Here is a 22,340-nt window from a genome sequence, read left to right on the forward strand (position 1 = left end):
CCAATTAGCGATCTTTGCCGCCGGACAATATCAACGCAAGATGAACTTTTATACACGCAAATGGGTAAAACCGGAAGACCTGAATGCCCACTGTACCTTATTCGGCGGCAGCCTGCTGCGCTGGATTGATGAGGAAGCCGCTATTTATTCAATCATTCAACTAGGCACCACCCGCTGTGTGACCAAGTATATGTCGGAGATCAATTTTATTAATAGCGCGTTACAGGGCGATATTATTGAACTGGGCATCAAAGCCACTCACTTTGGCCGCACCTCGCTCACGCTGATGTGTGAAGTGCGCAATAAGATTACGCGCAAAAGCATTCTCACGGTAGATAAAATGGTGTTTGTGACGGTAGACGAAGAAGGCCGCCCCTGGCCCCACGGCAGAACGGAAATTACGTATACGGACGAAAGACTGCGGGAAGAATAAGGCGAACATAAACGCCCGGTGGCAGTACTAATACAACGCTTCCAGCTCGTCCCTGGTGAGTGCGTGGTACCAGTTTTGTAATTGATGCACGTGCACCAGGGGCAGGCCATACGGCACCAGGCCAATCGGAGAATCGGTATGGGGTTGGAAAATATGGTTACTGTATTTTACATGCACACTGCTGATGCGGTTGTATTTCAGCGAATACATATCCGGGTCTTCCTGGTAGGCCGGATCGCCGGCCAGAAATCCAAAGCTGCGTAGCAAGTCCAGGTCCAGGATGCAGGGATTGGCTTTTTGCAAGGTAATTTTACTTTGGGGCAGGCTGGTATTGTAAAGGTATCCGTTGTAAATGCCTTCCACCTGGAACGCCTGTTCTATCATGTTGTAATCGTAGTACCACACGTAATTGCCAATGCGGATATCTGCTGGGTCGATCATGCCATTTATTTTGCCATCGCGGTAAAGGTAAGCATCTGTCCGCACTTAGGCAGTCTATCTATTTCACCTTACATTTAACCTTATGAAACCTACAGAACGTTTCTCTAACCGGGTAGATAATTACGTGAAATACCGCCCCACCTACCCTGCCGCCCTGCTGCAATTCATGCAACAGGTTTTTGCACTGCGGCAGCACAGTCCCATTGCAGATGTGGGGGCAGGTACCGGCATACTCACGGCCCTGTTATTGCAGGATGGCTACGAAGTTTTTGCCGTAGAACCCAATGATAACATGCGGCAGTCTGCCAACCAGCAGCTTTCCCATTTCGAACATTTTCATAGCATCAACGGCAGCGGCGAAGCTACCACCCTGCCCAATGGCAGTGTGGACCTGGTAACGGTGGCCCAGGCCTTTCATTGGTTGCAACCCGATAAAGCGCGCCAGGAATTTTTACGCATTTTAAAACCTGGCGGCCACATAGCGCTGATCTGGAACCTGCGCACTACCCACACGCCTTTTGAACAGGCCTTTGAAGATATTAAACAAAAGTACGGTCATAATTACACTGGCATCCGCAAAAGCCACGACCCAGAGTTAAAGGGCTTCTTCGGCGATCTTGGGCTGGCAGAAAAAACCTTTACCCACTCCATGCGCATGGATCTCCCCGCCCTGAAAGGCCAATTGCTTTCTTCGTCTTTTATGCCGCTGGAAACAGACCCCACTTTTGTTAACGTAATGGAAGAACTGGAAGCAGCGTTTGCGCAATACCAGGAAAATGGACTGGTCACCATTACGTATGATACCAAGCTGCATTATAATCCCTAATTATCCCCTCCCCACACTGCTGTATACACCCCGCGCCTGCCTGGCCAGCTTATGCGCGGATAGCTGCGCTTTACCATGCAATAATCCTATCCCTCCGCAGGATAGCGCAGGATAGTTTCAACAGATTAAGGGTTTACTTTGTGTCAGGGTATGGACCTCTTTCTGGAAACATATCACTGCTTACATTCCACGTCATCAAACGGATCAAACCAATTGCTTATTCCACCGTCTACCTGGCAACCCTGCCAGTGTAACTGCTCTCACAAAAAATAATCGATGAAAAATTCCATCGCGCTTGTAATTGCCTGCACGCTTTTACTTTCCTTTACCCACCGCAGCACCCCTTCGATCATGCGCCTGCGTTGCGAATACGCAGACCAGCCACAAGGCATAGACATTACCACCCCCCGCCTCAGTTGGGAGTTGCAAAGCTCCGCCCGTGGTGTAAGGCAAACCGCTTACCAGATTATGGTGGCCAGCAGCCTGCAAGCCCTCAACAGGGAGCATCCCGACCTGTGGGACTCCAAACAAGTAAACACGGCTCAATCCCTCAATATCCCTTACGCCGGCAAGCCCCTTACCACTGGCATGCACTGCTTTTGGAAAGTAAAGGTGTGGACACAGGATGGTAAAAGCTCCGGCTGGAGCTCCCCCGCTTCCTGGACTATGGGCCTGTTGCAACCCAGCGATTGGAAAGCTATGTGGATAGGACTAGACAGCACCTTTGCCTGGGAACGACCAAAGGATACGGCCACCCGCCTCTCCGCCCGCTACCTGCGCAAAGATTTTGCAGTGAACAAAAAAGTAAAACAAGCAACCGCATATATCAGCGGACTGGGTTTGTACGAACTGTATATAAACGGGCAAAAGACCGGCCACCAGGTAATGGCCCCCGGCCCTACCGAGTATAATAAACGCGTTTTTTATAACACCTTCGACATTACTCCGCAATTACAATCCGGCCAAAACACCATCGGCGTTATCCTGGGTAATGGCCGCTTTTTTACCATGCGCAGCGACAACATTACTAACTACGGCTTTCCAAAACTGCTTTGCCAACTCAATATTACCTACGAGGATGGCAGCACCACCCAGGTAGTAAGCGATGAAAGCTGGAAAGTTACAGCTGCCGGACCTATCGTGGCGAATAACGAATACGATGGTGAAACATACGACGCTACCAAAGAACTTACCGGCTGGAACCAGCCTGGCTACGATGCCAGTGCCTGGCTGCCCGCCCAAGGGGTGCAAAAACCCTGCGATAAAGTAGTAGCACAACTCAATAATAACATAACCATCATGGACACGGTAAAAGCCGTGCGCCGCATTGCACTAAAACCAGGCGTATTTATTTTCGACATGGGCCAGAACATGGTAGGCTGGATACACCTGCGGGTAAAAGGCAACCGGGGCAACCAGGTACAACTGCGTTTTGCAGAACGCCTGCAAAAAGATAGCACGCTGTATACCGACAATCTCCGCTCTGCCAAGGTAACGGATACCTACACCCTGAAAGGCGGTGGTACCGAAATCTGGGAACCCCGCTTCTCCTATCACGGCTTCCGCTATGTGGAGGTAAGCGGCTACCCCGGAACACCCACCTTGGACGATTTGGAAGGAAGGGTGATCTATGATGAGATGAACAATACCGGCTACCTGGAAACGGGTAACGCTACCCTTAACCAGGTGTATAAAAACGCCTGGTGGGGCATTCGGGGAAATTACAGGGGCATGCCCACCGACTGCCCCCAGCGGGATGAACGTATGGGTTGGACCGGCGACCGCGTAACCGGCTCCCGCGGCGAGAGCTTTTTGTTTGATAATCACCTGCTCTATGCCAAATGGCTGCAAGACCTGGAAGACACACAAACCCCGGAAGGCAGCCTGCCGGATGTGGCCCCCAGCTACTGGAAAATATATTCCGATAACATGACATGGCCAGGTGCCTTTATTATAATCGCCAACATGCTGTATGAACAGTATGGCGACGATGCCCCCATACGCCAGCATTATCCCGCCATGAAAAAATGGATGACCTACATGCAGCAGCACTATATGAAGGATTATATACTGACCAAAGACACGTATGGCGACTGGTGCGTGCCGCCGGAATCGCCGGAAATGATCTTGTCCAAAGACCCTGCCCGCATTACTCCCGGCGAATTCCTGGGCACCAGCTTTTACTATCACCTGCTACAGCACATGCAACGCTTTGCACGCCTTAGCGGGCAGGATGCCGATGTAGCCGCATATGCCGCACTGGCAGCAAAGGTGAAAGACGCTTTCCACCATAAATTTTACCACGCGGCACAAGGTTTTTATGCCAATAATACCCCTACCGCCAATATTTTCTCCCTGGCCTACGGCCTGGCGCCCGACAGTGTACAGGCCCGCGTGTTTAATAACGTGGCCACCAAAACGATGACCGATTATAAAGGCCATATCAGCACAGGCCTGGTAGGCGCAGAATGGCTGATGCGCACCCTTACCCAATATGGCCGGGGAGACATTGCTTACCAACTGGCCACCAACACCACCTATCCCAGTTGGGGCTACATGGCTCAAAACGGTGCTACAACTATCTGGGAATTATGGAATGGCGATACTGCCAATCCAGGCATGAACTCTGGCAACCACGTGATGTTGCTCGGCGACCTGCTGATCTGGTGCTACCAGGATCTGGGCGCTATTGCTCCAGACACCAGCGCCGCCGGCTATAAAAAAATTATCCTGAAACCACTGTTGGTAAAAGATCTTACCCATGTAACTGCCCGCTATCACAGCAGCTATGGATGGGTAAAAAGCGCCTGGGAAATAAAAGACCAGCACTTGCACTGGAACATTACCGTACCGGCCAATACTACCGCCACGGTGTACGTACCAACCACCTATGGCACACAGGTAACAGAAAACAATAAGGCCATTGCCACGGGCAATGCCAATGTGCAGTTTTTACGGCAGGAAAATGGCTTTGCCGTATATGCCGTAAACTCCGGCGATTATAGCTTCGCCACGCAATAAACAGGCATAACTTACGCCGTTACCTCGGCAGGTATTCCGGCAGCAGCAGCGCCCTTTTTACGGGAACTATTCAGCAGGCGCTGTTTGTGTTGTAACCCCCACTCGCGCATGGCGGATATAATATCCTTCACCGAAGCACTGTAGGGCGTTATGCTATACACCACCGTAACCGGTTTGGTAGGAAATACCTCGCGGGTAATGAATTCATTCAGTTCCAGGTCTTTCAGTTCTTTAGATAATATTTTGGGTGTAATGTCGCCCAGAATGCGCTGCAAGGCGGCAAAGCGCTGGGGGCCTTGTTCGGTAAGGGATATAATGATGGGCAGTTTCCACTTACCATTGAGAACGTACAAGGTGTCGCGCACCGCGTCCAGGCTTACTCTACAGATTTCCGCACTATGCTCCGATGATGTGGAAAAGTTCATGTGGGTTGGATTTAAATGAATACCTACACCAGTATCCTTTAGAATACTAGTATCTTTTAGAAAGCAAAGATAAACAAAAAATAATTCCAGGTGGGCAGGCAGCAGAGTAGAACGGGGAAATGAAAGTTTTACACCGTTACCAGTTTCAGGTGTACGGGCTGGCCAGGCAGGTGGGAAGCTGCCGTAGTGCATGCCCATACTACCTGGCCAGCTACCTCCACCTCCAGTAGATAGGTACTGCCCATAAACTGACGGGTTTTTATGATGCCCTTTACGCCTTTTGAGGCAAGTTGTATGTTTTCCGGGCGCACAAATGCTGGGGAGGTAGCTTTAACGCCCAGCGCCCGGAGCAGGTCGGGCGACAGCAGGTTGTATTTACCAAAAATGCCGGCCACGTAGGCATTCACCGGTGCCCGGTAAATAGTGATGGGCGGCCCTTGCTGCATTACCTCCCCGCCTTTCATCACGATCACCTGGTCTGCCCAGGGCAAGATATCCAGGGGGTCGTGCGACACCAGCATGCAGGTGGTTTGTAACTGTTCGGTTACATCGCGTACTACTTCTTTTAAAATGCCTTTGTGAATGAGGTCCAGGTTAGAGTAGGGTTCGTCCAGAATGAGCAGCCGGGGCGTATTTACCAGCAGGCGCGCCAGGGCGATGCGCTGCTTTTCTCCTCCAGACACCTGGTGGGTTTTGCGCCGCAGCAAATGACTGATGCGACAAATATCAAACAACTCCCGGGTGGAGGCTTCGGTGAGTTGGTTATCATAATTGAGTACGTCTTCTACCCAATAATTTTCTTTTAACTCAAAGTGCTGGGAAAGATAGGCAATACCAGGCGTGACCATCATGAGCTTTTCTTCGGGGCCTTTTACACGCACCCCTTCCAGCAGTACCTCGCCCCCATCTGGCTGGGCCAGCCCCGCAATGATTTTCACCAGCGTGCTTTTGCCTGATCCAGATTCGCCAGCGATGGCCAGTTTCTGCAACTTTTCCAGGGAGAAAGAAACCGGCAGCAATGTAAAATCGCTGCCGGTTCTTTTATATACGCCCTTAACTTCTATAAAACTCATGTAACAAAGCTACGCTACCACGGCGGTATTATCCGCATGTGCCAGGCTTTTGGAAAGTGTATATTTATCTAAGGGCAGGTAAATGTTGAATACAGATCGTAAAATAGCATCCCTTCCAAGGCCTTCCGGCACAATGGTCACCTGTTTTACCTGGCCGTGGGTACGCACCAGTTTATTGCCCACCAGGCTTACGCGGCCACCATTTACCGGCAGGCTGCAAATCAGCGTTTGGCGGTATTTTGATTCTGGCGCGGTTTGCTTCCAGCGGTTCATAGGTTCAAAGTTGAACAGCGGGCGCGGAATGAGGGAAAATATAAAGTCAGGGGAGAATTTCTGCTTGGCATGGCTCCATTTGGATACCTGGTAATAAGACTGCCCGTCTACCACAATGCCATCGGTAATTACATATTCCGTGTGGCCGTCGTGCTGCACCAGGCCAGGCGTAATGGCCAGGGGTTGCAAGGCAAAATCGCCATAACCTACGTCTACCAGCCATTGCTGATCATCGAGGGTTACGCAGATAGCCAGGTGATCGAACTCCGGCCCATACCGAGGCCCCGATACCAGGCGGCCAGATATACGGCGCACGGTAAAACCCACTGCCCGCAGCAAATGATAAAACAATTCATTTACCTCGTAGCAATAACCACCACGCTGATCGATCACTATTTTCTGGAAAAACTTTTTGGGAGACAGCACAATAGGAATGCCGCAATAAATATCAATGTCTTCAAAGGGAACGTGAAGCACATGTAACCGCTGCAACTCTTGAAGCGTTGCGAGGTCCGGCTTTATTTCGCCGGTGTAATGGATGCGTGACAAATACTTTTCTAAGTTCATAATGTTACGATAACCATGAGCAGCTTTTCAACTGAACATTTGCCATTAATTCATATCTCCGTTTCTATAGGAAAAAACCATCCGTAATTACAGGTCACTGTATTGCACCTTGATTGCAGTAGTAAAAGAGCTTCCTTTAATTGCGTTTCACAAATTTCTCTTAAATCTTCTCAATAATCAAATATTTCTCTATTTATCGCGTTGCGATTTTACAACTAGATTACATATGACATAAATAATTATATGGATTAAATAGATATGAATGCGAAAATTTTATATGTGATAACAGGTAATTAGGCATAGCTGGTACCCTGGCGGTTTTGAACGGCCATTTCCACCGCAGAAAGCCCGGGAAAGGCCGGCCATTACTGCATGCAGCAGCACGCTGAAAGTGATGGACTGGTGGCTTAAAAGCGTCTTCTTTTCTTGTAAGATGATATGCCTGCTGAATAACCCTGGTCAGCAAAAGCAGGAACGCCACCACCTGGAATAATTACAGGGTGATGGCGCATGTTTGCCAGCAAATATTGCTGCCTTGTTTTACTCGATGGATACATATTGCCTTGCTACATTCTGCCCGTACACTTCCACCAGGGCACCGGGGTGGTCCCCTACGGCGGCCCCGCTGATGGTGATGGTTTTACTACTGCCGGGTGCTACGGTAATGTAGTTATCGCTGTAAAAGACGGGCAGTATCCGTTGCTTATCAGTTGCCTTTACTAAAGACAGGCGGTTAAAGAACGCCACCGGAGCGCCGGCAGGGTTACTCATGGTAACGGCTACAGTGCCAGCGCCGGCCTTGCGCGCGCGCAGCTGTATCTGGGCGGCAGGCATTTGTTGCAGCCCGCTGTATTGCCCATTGGCATTGGGCAGCCAATATATATTTTCGTCTACCACTTCTTTTTTAAGGTTCAGTAACCGGAGGGAAAGGAAGGTGCCTACTTGAGCACGCAGGCCGTCTACCACCCTTTTCAGGGGCAGGTATTTTTGTACGCCAGTGGCAGGTGTTTCTACAAACAGTTGAGTGAGCAGGGTATCATGCCCCTGCATATCGTAGGCCTTTACTTCCAGCATCAGATCGCGGGTACGCTGAAAATGGTTGTTCACGATCTCCACCATGCCTTCTACCGGATCGTACATCACATGCAGCGGGGTGCCGCCGTTGCGCAGGCCATACAGGCAGGCATTGGGGTCCAGGTAATAATCGTACATCTGCCCGCGCAGGGCGCTCCAGGGGTTTTGCGTTTTCCAGATGATCACCCCAGTATACCAGTCCCACATGTGGGCAGAGAAACCTTCCATCAGCGCGCGGTACTGATCGTAGTTAATGAGCTGCGCAGTGTTGGCCCACTGCTCCAGGTTTTTTTGCGGGCCATAGGCCGCATGAAAAGTATCGTAAGGAATGTATTTGTGATAGGCCCACACCGAGTCTGTTTTATGATGAACATCATCGGGCATCACCAGGTTTTGTGCGGGCAAAAAGCGTTGCAGGGATAACAGGTCGCCCACGCCTACAGATCCTACTTCGGAGTTGAACGGGAATGTCCTGAAATGCCAGAAATGCGCCAGGGGCTGTATGGTATAAGGCCCGTCTCCATTGCCACCCAGGGTATTGTAAGACATACTGTCGCTGTTGGAATAATCGAAGAAATACCGGGTATTGTCCAGCGTGGGCAGGATGGAATCTTTAATAGCATGAAAAATATCCTGCGGTGGGGTGATCTCGTTGCCCCCGCACCAGAAAGCCAGCGATGCATAGTTGCGCAGCAGCTTCACCTGGTCTGCTATACTGTTAACAAATAAAGCATGATCGTCGGGATACTGGCGGCGGGTAAGCTGGTCGTCTTTTTTCATCGGATCTACCCAGCGCCCATTGCAGTCGCCCGACATCCAAAAGTCCTGGAATACCAGCAGGCCATAATGATCGCAGGCCTCAAAAAATTCGGGTCTTTCGGTAAGGCTGCCGCCCCATATGCGGATGAGGTTCAGGTTCATATCGCGGTGAAAACGCACCTCGGCATCGTAACGCTCCTTGCTGAAGCGGAACATGGCGTCGGAAGTAATCCAGTCGCCCCCTTTGATGAAGATCTTTTGTCCATTCACCGCCACTTCGCGACTGCCGGTATGGGTGTTCCAGGAAGTTTGTATTTCACGCACGCCTACTTCCACGGATGCTTCATCGCTGGAACTACCGTTTGTTACAAATGCCACGGTGGTATGATACAGTGGCTGATCGCCATAACCGGCGGGCCACCACAGGCGGGGATGTGGCAGGGTGAGTACGGGTAGCTGCACCGTGGTACTGGCGTGTGGGGCGATGGTTACGGCCTTCGATACGGTAATACCATCTATTGTATAGCGTAAGGTGCCGCTACAACTTTTGGCGCTAGCATTTTCCAGGTCGGCGGCCACTTCCAGGAGGGCGGGTGCCTGCAACTTTCCTGGCCAGCGCTGGCCGGGTACCTTGGTTACCACGTGAGGATCTTTCACCCGCACGGCCCCTGTTTTCTCAATCGTTACCTTATCCCAAATGCCGGTGTTCCGGTCGCGCATGGGCTGTATCCAATCCCATCCGGCGGTGTACTGTGGGCCTACGTTGCGGGCAATGGTGCCATCCCCACCCTGCCCCCCGTTTGGATTGCCGGGTACCGGTGCCGGATATACGATAACGGCCAGTCGGTTTTTGCCCTGCCGGTTCAGGAAGGGGGTGATGTTATAGGTTTGGCGCAGGTAGGCACCAAAGTGGGTTGTTGCGTTTAAGCGATGGCCGTTCAGGAAAATATCACAGCCATCGTTCACCCCGCGAAAGTGCAGCCATACCTGGCCATCTGCTGCGGGTACTGTTTCGGTGAAGTCTTTTACAAACCAATAAGTATAATGATCCCGACCAGTGAAATAAATATCGGGAATCCGTTGATTGTTCATCCCATAAAAAGGATCGGGCACTTGTTTATTGTTCAGCAAGGTGGTAAGTACCGTACCGGGCACAGTGGCCGGCAGCCAGTCCTGCAAAGGGTATGTGGGGATGGAAATGGCTTCCCCGGCGGCTTTCACGCTGCCCAGGGCTTTACATTGCCAGCCACTGTTTAGCTCATAAGAATGTTGCTGGGCAGTTAATTGCAAACAGGTGAGTAATAGAAAGGTGGCGATCTTTAAAATCCGGATCATGTTGTTAGTAATTTATGCGGGCCGTAGTTTCCGTGATGTATTTGTAGGGCACAAATATAATACAACCGCTTAGGAAGGGTTAAAAATAAAAGCGGGTCGTACGGGGCTTTCACCTGGTGCGACCCGCAGGGGTTTAGCGATGTAGATTTTGTTGCGTTGTAACCTTCGCCGGCAGCCGGCCTTTATAAGATGGGGGATAATAAAACCTTCTGCATTTATTTTAAAAATACTAAAACTTTTCTGCAAAAAATGTATTTTTAATCTAAATAATACAAAAAAAGGCATTTTACATCCTTTTTTTTCAACCAATTGCCAATTCCTGCTCATTTATTAACCACCTAACATGGATAAAAACAAGTTGCCTGTTAAAAAAGACATGGCGATGGACGAACTGGATTTTGCCATGCTGGCTTTTTTGCAGCAGGATGGCAGAACCTCTTTCACGGTAATAGCCGAAAAGCTCAACGTATCGGTTGGTACGGTGCGAACGCGTTTTAACCGTTTGCTGGAAGAAGGGATCTTGAGCATCATTGGCCGGGTAGATCCGGCTAAGGTGGGTTTTCATTGTTATGCTCACATTGCCGTATTTGTACGCCCAGCCACCCTCAAGGAAACGGTTGCTAAAAAAATAGCCCGGCTGCCGGAAGTAAGTTTTCTGGCAGGCACTTCCGGCGACTACGACCTGGAGGTGGATGTAATGTGCCGCGATAACGATCACCTGCAAACTTTCATCAATAAAGTAGCGGCCATTGAAGGAGTACACCAGACCAAAACCGCCATTTATTTTAAAGTATATAAGTACGCCCCGCCAGACCTGGATTTGCTGAAAGCGGAGTAAGCGATTTTAACAAGCTTTAAACGAGGGCTTTCCTTATATTGCCACCATGGCTCCGGATAATAAATCTCCCCATATTTTAAACACTTCGGCAAACCTGCTTGGGTTTTGCCTGATTGTACTTACCTCCATTAAAGTGGCCAAATTTAACCAGGCTACGATTATCGACGACCTTACCGGCGTGGCGGCTATTCTGCTCATTGCCAGTTGCATACTATCCTTTCTTTCTATGCGGGCCACCCACCACAGCAACAGCCGCAAAATGGAAGTGATGGCGGAATATATTTTCCTGATTGCATTGGTATGCCTGGGCATTACCATTGCATTGGTATCCTTCAATTTATTGGCCTGATGTATTTGCCATGAAAAGCTTAGAAACTCTTGTAAATACCACTGAGCCTGGATGGCCCCTGGTGGAAAAATGGATTGCTGCCGCCACCAATCTGGTAGAAGTGCTTCCCTGCGATCTTGGCAGGGCGGCCACGGCTTTGTACCAAACGCAGGTGTCTACCCGTTCGCCCATGGGTGCTATCATTTACGCCACGGGCGGTATTTTAATAGATCATGGGTGGCTGCGCATCCTGGCATCCGGTCATGAACGCCTGCACCGCAGCCTGCCGGTGTGGAACCTGGGCAAAAGTTTTGAACACCCTGGCGAAGCACCCGGCTTTTTACTCGTGGCCGATGATGTAATGGGCGGCTTATTTGCCATCAATGGCGGCGCACTGGGCGACGATGCCGGCAAATTATATTACCTGGCGCCAGATACCATGCAGTGGGAAGCCATGGATGTTACCTACAGCGGCTTCCTCAATTTCTGTTTTAATGGCAACCTGGCCAAGTTTTACCAAAACCTGCGCTGGCCTGGTTGGGAAGTAGCCGTAGCTGCGCTGGATGGCGATACGGTGTTTAATTGTTTTCCCTTTCTCTGGACCAAAGAAGGTAAAGATATAACCCAGGTAACGCGACGGCCTATGCTGGCAGAAGATCAATACCAGTTAAATATGGAATTGCGGAAACAGATGGGTGGGCAAGTTACCTGAAAGTGGTTTCAGTGGAATGATACATTTATTTAAAAACAATCCACGAAGAAAGCTAGAAAGCTACTTCCTTTATTTAAACAAATGTAGCGCCAGTCCTATTTCAAAAGTACCATCTACATACGTCTTAATCCCCCCCGTCTGCGAAGTATATAGGGCCTGCAAGGTCACTGTTTTCAGGATATTAAACCCTACCCCTGCCGTAACACTACCAGCGGTATGGTACAGCAGCATAATATTACCTATATCATGAAAGAAGCGCACATTAACCCCCACATCGAAGATGGCGGCATAGCCTCGCACGCCCCGGTAGGCCACTTTGGGCGTGATGCTGCTGATGGTGGTGTTTACATCAAATTTATATTCGGCGGCGGTGTAATAAAGACTGCCGCCGTCTACGGTTTTGGTATCGCCGGTAAAGAGACTGCGCACGTTGGGCAAAGCGGCTTGCAGGGTGAAATGATCGTTGGTATAAGCCGCGCCAAACTCGCCTTCAAAAAAATTATCGCGGCGGTTGTACTTGCCAATGGAAGGGTCGTTGGGATCTGCATCTAGCTTGTTAACGTCCAGGTGTTGCAGGTCCAGGGCCAGCGACAGGGCCAGGCTGAGCTGCGCATGTTGCTGCCCTAGCGGCACGCGGTAGGCGTAGGTGAAAGCGCCGCGTGTGCGGTCTATCAAGCCTGCCTCATCACTCATTAAATGAAAGCCGATGCCTACCCGGTTACTCACCTGGTAATCTGCTGTAAGGTACTTGGTAACTGGTGCGCCATTGATCTCGTTCCACTGCTTGCGATAGGCAATGTTTACATGCAGGCCGGTATCTATACCTGCCATAGCAGGATTGGCCAGAAATTGATTCTGAAAATATTGGGTACCCGAAGGCTCCAGCAGGGCCTGGGTTTGATTAAACGACTGTGCAGCCGCAGTGCCGCCCAGGCCCGCCAGCAGCGTGCAGCCTAAGAACAGGCGGATGTAGCGGTTCAGTTGCTTCATGGTATTATTTTAAAATGTCCCGGACAATGGTAATAAACCCTTTTACCGGCGGTAAGCCTGCCACCACGATCACGTAGTAATAAGTGCCTTCTGCCAGTGGTTGCCCATTGGCTGTGCCGCCCCAATCGTTTTTGTAGTTTTTGGAATAGTATACCACGCGGCCGGCGCGGTCAAAAATGGTGACTTCATTATCCGGGTAATAATCCAGGTTCCGCACTATCCATTTATCGTTGCGGCCATCGCCATTGGGCGACAGGAAGTTGGTTGCTGTGATATGTGTCAGGTCTTCCACCTTCACCTTATATTCCGAGGTAATACTGCACCCAACATCGTTAGTAGCAGTTACTTCATAGGTGGTCGTTTCCGTGGGCCTGGCCTCCAGGGTGGCCCCTTCATCACCGGTACTCCAGCGGTAGGTGCTTACCCCGGGCGCATCCGCTGTGAGTACAATGCTTTGACCCAGGCTGATGGTACTGTCTGGCCGGGGACTGGTAATGACAACTACCGGAAGCAGGTTAATGTTCATTCCGAAGGTAATACGCAGGCTGTCGGTGCCACCATAGGCCGTACCACCATTGTCTTTCAGCGTTACGGTAAGGTTTACATGACCGCTTACACCGGGCTTTAGCTGATAGCTAATGAGGCCTGTATTGCTGATGGTAAGGCTGTTGAAGTAAGGCAGACCGGCGCTGATGGTACAAGTGAGCGTTTGCCCTGCTTCTACCGGCGATACCCCACTGAGTTGCAACGACTGCATGCCGGTAGATACACAAACTTGCTGTTCGGCTACCGGGTCTAGCACGGGGGCCTTGTTGATCACCGGCACCACATTAATTAGTATGGTAGCCGGCAAGCTGGTATTAAAGTCGTCTGAAACTGTTACCGTAATTGTTACGGTGGTGGCTACTTTGGCGTCCAGCAGGGCCATGTCTTTCACGACGATCTTGCCGGTACTAGGATCCATGCCGAATGCGCCGGAATTGTCTGTTACAATCGTCCACTGTTGCAAGAGGCCGCCACCGGATATACCGCTGGGTGTTCCTACAAAAGTGCCTACCGGGCTATGTTCTTCCACCTGCAACGTGAGCGGGGTATGGATGACCGGCGGCGTAAGTCCGGTTCTAATGGAGAGGGTATTGGAAGCCGTATTACCATTGTTGCCGATATTCTGTGCCATGTCTGCTGGCAGGTCAATCGTCACCGCGCCGGAAGCTAAAGGCTGTATTTGCAAAGTGTAGGTAATGTGGTCGGTGGTTTGCAGGTTGCTGGCGCTGGCACTGGTCATCACAAATTCGGAGGCCAGCAGGCCTGTTACCGCCTCGCTGAAAGTAATGGTAATGGTGAATGGCCCATTGGCCTTGGCGGGGCCAGTGAGGGTCACGGAAGGATGTATGGCATTCACGAAAACCTGGCTGGTATTGCCTATGTGCTGCAAAGTTACGAGGGCCGTTATGCCAGTAAGCCCTTCGATGGTGCCCGTGTTCAGGGCAATGCTGCTGCCCAGTGCAATACCATCCATATCGTAATCGCCTTCCTGCACCTGGTACTGGAAGGTAAGCGTGGTGGTGCCGGAACCGCCCACCAGGTCGGCGTTGCCTGTTTTGCTGCCAATGATTACCGGGAGTGTGGGGGCGCCAGTAATGACTACATTTTTATTGAAGGTCACGGTAAATTGCAGGGTGGAACCACCATTATACGTACCGTTTGCCGGCACGGCTACCGATGTAATGTAGGGGGCAGAAAGATCGGCGGTGGTGCTGGCCACATTGGAGGCGGTGTTGCCATTGTCACCTACATTTACTGCCTTATCTGCCGGCAGGGAAATGCTCACCGTGCCGCTGGCATTGGGTGTCAGTTGTACGGTATAGGTAATATTGTCGGAAGTTTGCAGGTTGCTGATGCTGCCATTCACCAGGGCAAAATCGATGAGCGTGAGGCCGGTTACAGCTTCGCTGAAAGTAATGGTGCAGGTAAATGGTCCGCTGGGCGATGCCGGCAGCGCTGCGATCACCACGGAAGGATGTTGCGTGTTTACCAGTACGCCGGCGCTGCTGGCTACGTTTTGTAAGGTAAGGCCGGCAGTATTGCCTGCTTCATCGGTGATAGCCCCGCCATTCAATCCCAGGCTGGTACCGAGGGCAATGCCGTCTGCATCGTTCTCGCCGTTTTGTATAGTGTAGGTAAATACCAATAGCTGGCTGCCGCTGCCGCTCATATAGTTGGCCTGCACGGTTTGGGCCCCTATGATAACAGGCAGTTGCGGGGTGCCGGTAATGACCACGTTTTCGCTGTAATGCACCGTAAATGTGAGTACGTTGGTAGCATGGTAGGTATGGGTGGCCGGCACTTCCACCTGGGTGATGACCGGCGCCGTAATGTCGGCGTCTACGCCAAGCTGATTGGAGGCGGCATTGATATTATTGGCCGCACTCAAGGTCATGCCGGCGGGCAGCGACAGCGTTATAGCCCCGGTGGTGGCGGGCGATACCAGTATGGTATAGGTTATATTGTCGCTGGTCTGTAGATTGCTCAGGGAAGCATTGCCCACTACAAAATCAGACAGGGCCAGGCCAGTCACCGCTTCACTAAAAGTAACCGTTACTGTAAAGGGGCCATTTACCAAACTCGCGGCGGTAGTAAGAGTTACTGTAGTATGCTGGGTGTTTACCAGCACGTGGGTAGTACTGGCCACGTTTTGCAGGGTAAGGCTGGCGGTATTGCCTGCTACATCCTTTATGGTAGCGGTGTTCAGTACCAGGCTATTACCCAGGGCAATGCCGTCCATATCCTGGTTGCCGTCTTGCACCGCGTAGGAAAAAACAAGTATGTCCGTACCACTGCCGCTTACATAGCTGGCCTGCACGGTTTGTGTACCGATGATGACGGGCAATACAGGCACCCCAATTATTACTACCGGCTCGCTGTAATGCACCTGGAAGGTGAGGGTGCCGGTGGCATTGTAAGTACCATTTGCCGGCACGGCTACCTGTGTGATCACCGGCGCGGTAACGTCGGCACTGGTGCTAAGCAGGTTGGAAGCCGTGTTGCCATTGTTGCCAATATTTACCGCTGCATTAGCCGGCAGGGATACGTTTACCGTACCATCTGCAAGGGGGGTCACGGTGAGGGTATAAATTATGTTGTTGGTGGTTTGCAGGTTGCTTAGCGAAGCATTGTCTGTAACGAAGTCAGACAGGGTAAGTCCTGTTACAGCCTGGCTGAAGGTGGCGGTTATCTGGAAAGGTGCATTTAAACTGCCCGGCGTGCCGGAAAGTATCACCGAAGGGTGTTGGGTATTTACAAACACCCCGCTGGTGCTGGCCACATTTTGCAACGTAAGTGATGCCGGGTTGCCTGCCGGGTCGGCAATGGTGGCGCCGGTAATGTCCAGGCTGGGCAGCAGGGTTATGCCATCCATGTCCTGGTCGCCATCCTGCACCGTATACTGGAAGGTAAGGAGCTTGGTGCCACTACCAGCGGTGTAGGTGGCATGCACGGTTTGACTGCCAATCATAATGCCCAGTGTAGGCGTACCCGTTACTACTACATTTTCGCTGTAATGGACGGTGAAGGTGAGCTGGCCGGTAGTGCTGTTATACACACCATTGGCCGGCACGTCTACTGCGGTGATCACGGGTATCGTTACATCGGCCAGGGTGCTGATAGTGTTGGAGGCGATATTGCCATTGTTGCCCATATTCAGGGCCACATTGGCCGGTATCACCACCGTGATAGCGCCATCTGCCAGGGGGGTGATCTTTGCGGTGTAAGTAATGTTATCCAATGTCTGCAAATTGCTCACCGTGGCATTGGTAACAGATATGCCGGCGGTGGTGAGCCCCAGCACATATTCGCTAAAAGTGATGGTAATGGTAAAGGCACCCGTAACCGCAGCGGCGGGTGTGGCAATCGTTACGGTGGGCCTTACGGCGTTTACAAATATATTGCTGGTGCCTCCTACGTCGTTCAGGGTAAGGTCTGCATCGTTGCCCATCGCATCCCGCAGGGTAGCACCGGAGGCATTCAGGGCGGAGTCCAGTTCAATGCCGTTCATATCCAGGTCGTTCAACTGCACGGTGTAGGAGAATGTAAGCACATTAGTGCCGGAGCCGGCTTGGTAGTTGGCCTGCACATGGTGTGCATCCAGGTTTATGGGCAGCAAAAGCGGGCCGGTTAAGGTCACCGGTTCGCTGAATTTTACTTTAAATGTAAGCGTTTGTCCTTTCTGGTAAATACCATCGGCGGGTACAGTTACGGTGGTAATTACCGGTGGTATATTGTCGATGTTTACGGTGAGGATATTACTGGCCTGGTTAAAGTTGCCCACCTCACTTTTCACCACTGCTTCCGGCAGTTGCAGGGTAAGGTTGCCCAGGGAGCCGGCTGGCAGACTAACGGTAGCCGTATAATGAATGTGATCGGTAGTTGTCAACGATTGTACGGAGGCCCCTGTTAAGCCGTCTACGATTAAATCTGCCGCACTCACGGCCCCCATGGCTTCACTAAATGTTATGTTCACCGGGAAGTCTGCATTGGCCTGTGCGGGACCGGAAATGACCACCGTAGGATGTTTAGTATTGACCAGCACCTGGGTAAGATCTGCGATGTTTTGCAGGGTAAGTCCGGCATCGTTAGTCGCCTCATCCGCTATTGTGCCGCCATTGAGTACCAGGCTGCCGGGTGTTACGCCATCGGCATCATTATCGCCATCCACTACTGTGTAGCGGAAAATCAGGCTATTGGCAGCGCTGGAGAGGAAGGCGGCGTGTACCACGCTGCCGCCTATATTTATTTCCAGGTAAGGGGAGCCGGTCACATACACCGCTTCGCTAAAGGTCACGGTAAAGTCCATGGTTTCCGTGGCCAGGTAAGTATCATTAGCCGGGCCTGTCACCGCCGTTACCGTAGGTGCCGTAGGATCGAACTGCACCGACACGGTGTTGGTAGCCGCCAGATTGCCGTTGTGGCCTATGTTTTCGGCCACGTCTGCGGGCAGGCTTACCGTAACCGGCAAATCGGGGGTAGCGGGCGTTATGGTAAAGGTGTAGTGAATATTATCGGTGGTTTGCAGGTTGGTTACGTTACCATTGGTCACTGTAAAATCCGCCTCTATCAACCCGTATACCGCTTCAGAGAAATCAACCGTAAGGTCGTACGGCCCTTTAATGACCGCTGGTGCATTGGTGGCCAGGCTTACCGTGGGATGCGTAGTATTAACCCGCACATTGGCACCATCGCCTACCTCATGTAATTCCAGGTTAGCCGCATTCCCCGCATCATCCAGTATGGTGCCTCCATTCAGGTCAATAACGGTTCCCAGGGTAATACCGTCCATATCTTCCTGCCCGGGTTGTATAGCGTAACTAAAGATAATGTGCGTACCACCCGATCCGCTGGCATACGTAGCCTTTACGGTCTGGGTGCCTATATGAACATCAATAGATGGCAGGGCACCGGTGAAAAATACGTTTTCACTAAAGTCTATGGTAAAGTTCAGGGTATTGGTGGCATTGTAATAATTATCCGCCGGCATTTTCACATCGTTCACCACAGGCGCAGTCTGGTCTACGATCGTACTTAATTGATTGGAGGGCGAATTGTTGTTATGCCCCACATTATTGCCTGCCCCTTCCGGGATAATAATGGTCAGCGGCCCATCTGCATTGGGCGTTACCAGCACCGTAAACACCTTGTTCTGTTCCGACATCACGAAATTGCTGGCCACCCCATTGGTAATATTAAAACCGGCGATACTGAAGTCGGACACCGATTCGGAGAAGGTGGCCGTTACCGTAAAAGGTCCACTCACCTTGGCCGGCAGGTTGGGAGTAAGCGTTACCGTAGGCACTATGCCTGATACATATACATATATTTCATCTGGATCAATGCCCTGCATCACGGGGTCTACATCTACCCCACTCGACACAGCTACCAGGGCACCTGTATTGGCATGCATTGTAGAGCCTATTTCTATACCATCGTCATCGGAATCGCCTAACTGCACCGTGTAAACAAATTCCAGTTCATCAGAATTAGAGCCGCTCACATAATTAGCATGCACCACCTGCGAGCCGATGGTAACCTCCAGGTAGGGGCGGCCATTGGCCAACACCACCTTCACTGGTTCGGAAAAGTCTACATAAAACTCCAAATCCGTACCCGAGTTAAGGTTATGCAGGCCTGGATAAGGTGCCCATACATTGGTTACTGTGGGGGCATCCACCATAACAGGCAAGGCGCCGGGAGCGATGGGCGCAGGCGTATAAGCCTTTATCCAGGAACGTAAAGGGTAGGCCGGTACTGCCCATGTGCGCAGGGCGCTCATGAGTAGTAACGATAATAAGAAAATCAAACGCCTGGAAAAGTTTCTTTTCATAGGGTAAAGGCAAAAGATTTTGGATATTAAAAGCCATCCCCACAGGAATGTATCCCCCCTGCTACCGCATGCGGCGCTGTTATCAGGGAGTGTAGCATAAGCTGAACCTTCGTCAAAAAAAAATGCTGTGCGTTTATTGCCTTGGCTTATAGCACGGTCTTGTTTGGCAGACCGGCATAGGATATAGCTGTGCCAACGTATTAAATTTTTACAATATATTGATAATGAACAAAATAGGGTAAATTATAATTTGAACTGATTATAAAGGTACTAGGAATTATTTTAAAAAGTAATAGGAAACCCCGAAAGTATAGTAAAAACACCGGGCCCTACCAGGGGAGCGAGGGCGCTATTGCAGGCGGGATGCGGGTATGCAAGGATTTTAAAATTATTTCATATGTGGAAAACTTTTTATGGGTTGTGGATAAAATGATGGCTCACATGATCCACTACCCTGCTGAGAGCAGGCAGCTAAATTTCCATTTTGCGGATCTCTGCTATCCTTAGGAGGGTGGATAACATTTCTCTTGGGAAGAATGGTTTATTCAGGATATCGAAAATGCCCATCCTGGCAAATTTTCTTCTAACATCGGGCATAATATCTGCCGTAAAAATTACGATGTGTATTTCGTGGTATTGGGTACGGATGATGTCGGACAGCGTGAAGCCGTCCATTTCCGGCATATGCAGGTCTACGAACGCTACGTCGTACTTGTTTTCCTTCAGCAGTTCCAGGGCTTCCTGGCCGCTCTGGGCGCAGTCTGGCAAGATGCCAAAATATTCCAGTTGTTTTTTGGCCACCATTACATTGATGGGGTTATCTTCTACGAACAACAGGCGCATGCCGGTAAACTTCTTGATGTAGGGCGATAGCTCTGTGATGTGTACACTCTTGGGCGGCCTGTTTAATTTGGTAGGCAGCTCAAACACCAGGTCAAAATAAAACTCGGTGCCAATGCCGGGGGTGCTGTCAATAAATATCTGGCTGTTGTGCAGCGATATCAGCTTTTGGGTAATAGATAAGCCCAGGCCTGTGCCAGGCTGTTTGCGATAGGCAGATTGTTGCACCTGTCGGAAGCTTTCAAAGATGGTACCATGCAATTCTTTTGGAATGCCGATGCCGGTATCCTTGATAGAAAAATGAACGGTGGTCTTGTCTTTCTCCTGGGATACCAGTTTTAACGACAAGGTTACCTTACCCTTGTCGGTATATTTTATGGCGTTGCTCACCAGGTTGTTCAATATCTGGCTCAGTCTTATCGGGTCTGCGATGATCTTTCCGGGAATTTGGCTATCTATCTCTGTAATCAGTTCAAGCTCTTTGGCTTCAGCCAGGGATTTAAACTGGTTTTGAATATTCTTTACCAGCGCTTGCAGCTCTACTTCGGCCACGATGAGATCTAATTTATCCCGCTCCATTTTATTGAGATCCAGGATATCGTTGATAAGCTGTAGTAAGTGATCGGCAGAAAACAGCAGGTTGCTTACATACTCTTCCTGGTCTGCGGTGTAGTTTAATTTCAGGAGGTTAGCAATGCCGATAATACCATTGAGGGGGGTTCTTATTTCATGGCTCATGATAGAGAGGAAATCCGATTTGGTACGGGCGGCATCTTCGGCCACATTTTTGGCAGCTATGAGTTCCAGCTCGTCTTCCTTTCGCTTGGTGATGTCCATCAATGCGCCGCTGATCCTTACTACTTCCCCGTCTTTAACCACTGGTACGCCGATAGACCTCACCCATTTCTTTACATTTTTGGCGGAGGTAATTTGCAGTTCTATGTCGTAGGGTATTTTTTCTTTGACAGCTGCCGCTCCGTAAAGCTCTATTTTTGCCTGGTTCTCGGCATCATAAAATTGGAGGGAATTGACCATTGTGGGAATAAATGTATCGGGGAGGTCGTAGATTAAATAAGTTTGCCGCGTCCAGAATACTTGTCCGGTACGCAGGTCTAATTCCCAGCCGCCGGTACCGCTCAATTCCTGGCTTACATCCAGCAACTGGTTGCTTAATTCCAGCCGGTTTTTGGTATCCTGCAGGGAAAATTCTGCCAGTTTCTGTGAGGTGATGTCCTGAATACTCAGCACCATTACATAATTGGCCGGGTCCAGCGCTTTTACAACAGGTTTTATGCGCACCTTATACCATTGGTTTATAGCAGGGTCCAGGTGTTTATACACCAGTTCACGCGCTTCGCCGGTACGTACTACTTCCGAAACGATGTTACTGAACATAGTCCCCTGCGGACCCATTACATCCTGTATTCTTTTACCCAGAAATGCCTGCCGGGGCATGTACAACATACGATCGTCGTATACCCATACATTTTTAAAAACCTGGTTACCATCAATTTCAAATACAATATCCTCCAGCGAGGTAATCAACGCTTGTAAATGCGTGGTGAGTTCTGTTTGCCGCCCTTCTGCCTGCTTTTCTGCGGTGGTGTCTTGCACATAGCCGATTACATAACCGGCTTTACCGGGAGATTGTATGCAGGTGGTGCTTGCCTTGCAATAACGTATGCCCTTTTGCGGATGTTTTACCCTGAAATGAAAGATTTGTGTATGCCCTGGATTGCGGAGTGTGTTATTAATAACAAGGTTTATGGCAAGTAAATCTTCTTCCATAATGAGCTGCTGCCATCCTGTTCCGTAAGATGCTTGGGCGGTAATGCCAGCTGTTTTTTCCCATTCTTTGTTAACGAAGATGCAATTGCCATCTATATTTAACAGGAATGCTCCAATAGGGGAAAAGCGCAAAGCTTCCCGGACATGCGAATCCTCTCCGTGGTCTAAATACGTATCCATGGGGAAAGGTTTAATAGTGTTTCAAATGATGTGTAGGTTTTCTGGTAAGGCTTTCTTGTAA

General features: G+C 50.4%; 14 protein-coding genes. 6 read left to right on the forward strand and 8 right to left on the reverse strand.

Annotated elements, in window-relative coordinates; genetic code table 11:
* Positions 1-40: 40 nt before the first annotated feature.
* The gene (locus tag GA0116948_RS00890) at positions 41-433 is read left to right on the forward strand and encodes an acyl-CoA thioesterase (protein ID WP_089708056.1); all 393 of its coding nucleotides are present in this window, start codon (positions 41-43) and stop codon (positions 431-433) included.
* 27 nt (positions 434-460) lie between these two features.
* Here the strand turns inward: GA0116948_RS00890 and GA0116948_RS00895 are convergent, their stop codons facing one another.
* On the reverse strand, positions 461-874 hold the full coding sequence (locus GA0116948_RS00895) for a hypothetical protein (protein ID WP_123891670.1): 414 nt from the start codon (positions 872-874) through the stop codon (positions 461-463).
* Between the two features lie 82 nt (positions 875-956).
* Between GA0116948_RS00895 and GA0116948_RS00900 the strand changes: the two genes are divergently transcribed.
* Together GA0116948_RS00900 and GA0116948_RS00905 are read left to right on the forward strand one after the other, a co-directional pair.
* Positions 957-1,700, forward strand: coding sequence for a class I SAM-dependent methyltransferase (locus tag GA0116948_RS00900; RefSeq protein WP_089708060.1), 744 nt, complete (start codon positions 957-959; stop codon positions 1,698-1,700).
* A gap of 276 nt (positions 1,701-1,976) precedes the next feature.
* Positions 1,977-4,721 (forward strand): glycoside hydrolase family 78 protein, encoded by a 2,745-nt coding sequence (locus GA0116948_RS00905; protein WP_089708062.1) that lies wholly within the window; start codon positions 1,977-1,979, stop codon positions 4,719-4,721.
* Between the two features lie 11 nt (positions 4,722-4,732).
* Here GA0116948_RS00905 and GA0116948_RS00910 read toward each other — a convergent pair whose 3' ends face one another.
* The 4 genes from GA0116948_RS00910 to GA0116948_RS00925 form a co-directional block, all read right to left on the reverse strand.
* Entirely contained in the window at positions 4,733-5,146 is a 414-nt protein-coding gene (locus tag GA0116948_RS00910) for a winged helix-turn-helix transcriptional regulator (RefSeq protein ID WP_089708064.1), read from the reverse strand.
* Between the two features lie 128 nt (positions 5,147-5,274).
* Entirely contained in the window at positions 5,275-6,219 is a 945-nt protein-coding gene (locus tag GA0116948_RS00915; RefSeq protein ID WP_089708066.1) for an ABC transporter ATP-binding protein, read from the reverse strand.
* A gap of 9 nt (positions 6,220-6,228) precedes the next feature.
* Entirely contained in the window at positions 6,229-7,059 is an 831-nt protein-coding gene (locus GA0116948_RS00920) for an arylamine N-acetyltransferase family protein (protein ID WP_089708068.1), read from the reverse strand.
* 540 nt (positions 7,060-7,599) lie between these two features.
* Complete coding sequence (locus GA0116948_RS00925) at positions 7,600-10,227, reverse strand: glycoside hydrolase family 2 protein (protein WP_089708070.1); 2,628 nt, start codon at positions 10,225-10,227, stop codon at positions 7,600-7,602.
* Between the two features lie 343 nt (positions 10,228-10,570).
* Here GA0116948_RS00925 and GA0116948_RS00935 point away from each other — a divergent pair, with 343 nt between their 5' ends.
* Genes GA0116948_RS00935 through GA0116948_RS00945 form a run of 3 tightly spaced genes read left to right on the forward strand, consistent with a single transcriptional unit; the run spans position 10,571 to position 12,105 of the window.
* Entirely contained in the window at positions 10,571-11,065 is a 495-nt protein-coding gene (locus tag GA0116948_RS00935) for an Lrp/AsnC family transcriptional regulator (protein WP_165798310.1), read from the forward strand.
* Between the two features lie 46 nt (positions 11,066-11,111).
* Entirely contained in the window at positions 11,112-11,414 is a 303-nt protein-coding gene (locus GA0116948_RS00940; protein ID WP_089708074.1) for a hypothetical protein, read from the forward strand.
* Positions 11,415-11,424: 10 nt separating this feature from the next.
* Positions 11,425-12,105: a DUF2625 domain-containing protein gene (locus GA0116948_RS00945; protein WP_089708077.1), complete on the forward strand. Its 681-nt coding sequence runs from the start codon at positions 11,425-11,427 to the stop codon at positions 12,103-12,105.
* A gap of 69 nt (positions 12,106-12,174) precedes the next feature.
* On the opposite strand, the gene GA0116948_RS00950 is transcribed toward GA0116948_RS00945, so the two are convergent.
* The 3 genes from GA0116948_RS00950 to GA0116948_RS00960 form a co-directional block, all read right to left on the reverse strand.
* A complete protein-coding gene (locus tag GA0116948_RS00950) occupies positions 12,175-13,095 on the reverse strand; it encodes a PorP/SprF family type IX secretion system membrane protein (protein WP_089708080.1) in 921 nt (306 codons plus the stop codon).
* 4 nt (positions 13,096-13,099) lie between these two features.
* Entirely contained in the window at positions 13,100-19,471 is a 6,372-nt protein-coding gene (locus tag GA0116948_RS00955; protein WP_089708082.1) for an Ig-like domain-containing protein, read from the reverse strand.
* 471 nt (positions 19,472-19,942) lie between these two features.
* A complete protein-coding gene (locus GA0116948_RS00960; protein ID WP_089708084.1) occupies positions 19,943-22,279 on the reverse strand; it encodes an ATP-binding protein in 2,337 nt (778 codons plus the stop codon).
* Positions 22,280-22,340: the final 61 nt, after the last annotated feature.

Source organism: Chitinophaga costaii, from assembly GCF_900094705.1.
Classification (GTDB): domain Bacteria; phylum Bacteroidota; class Bacteroidia; order Chitinophagales; family Chitinophagaceae; genus Chitinophaga; species Chitinophaga costaii.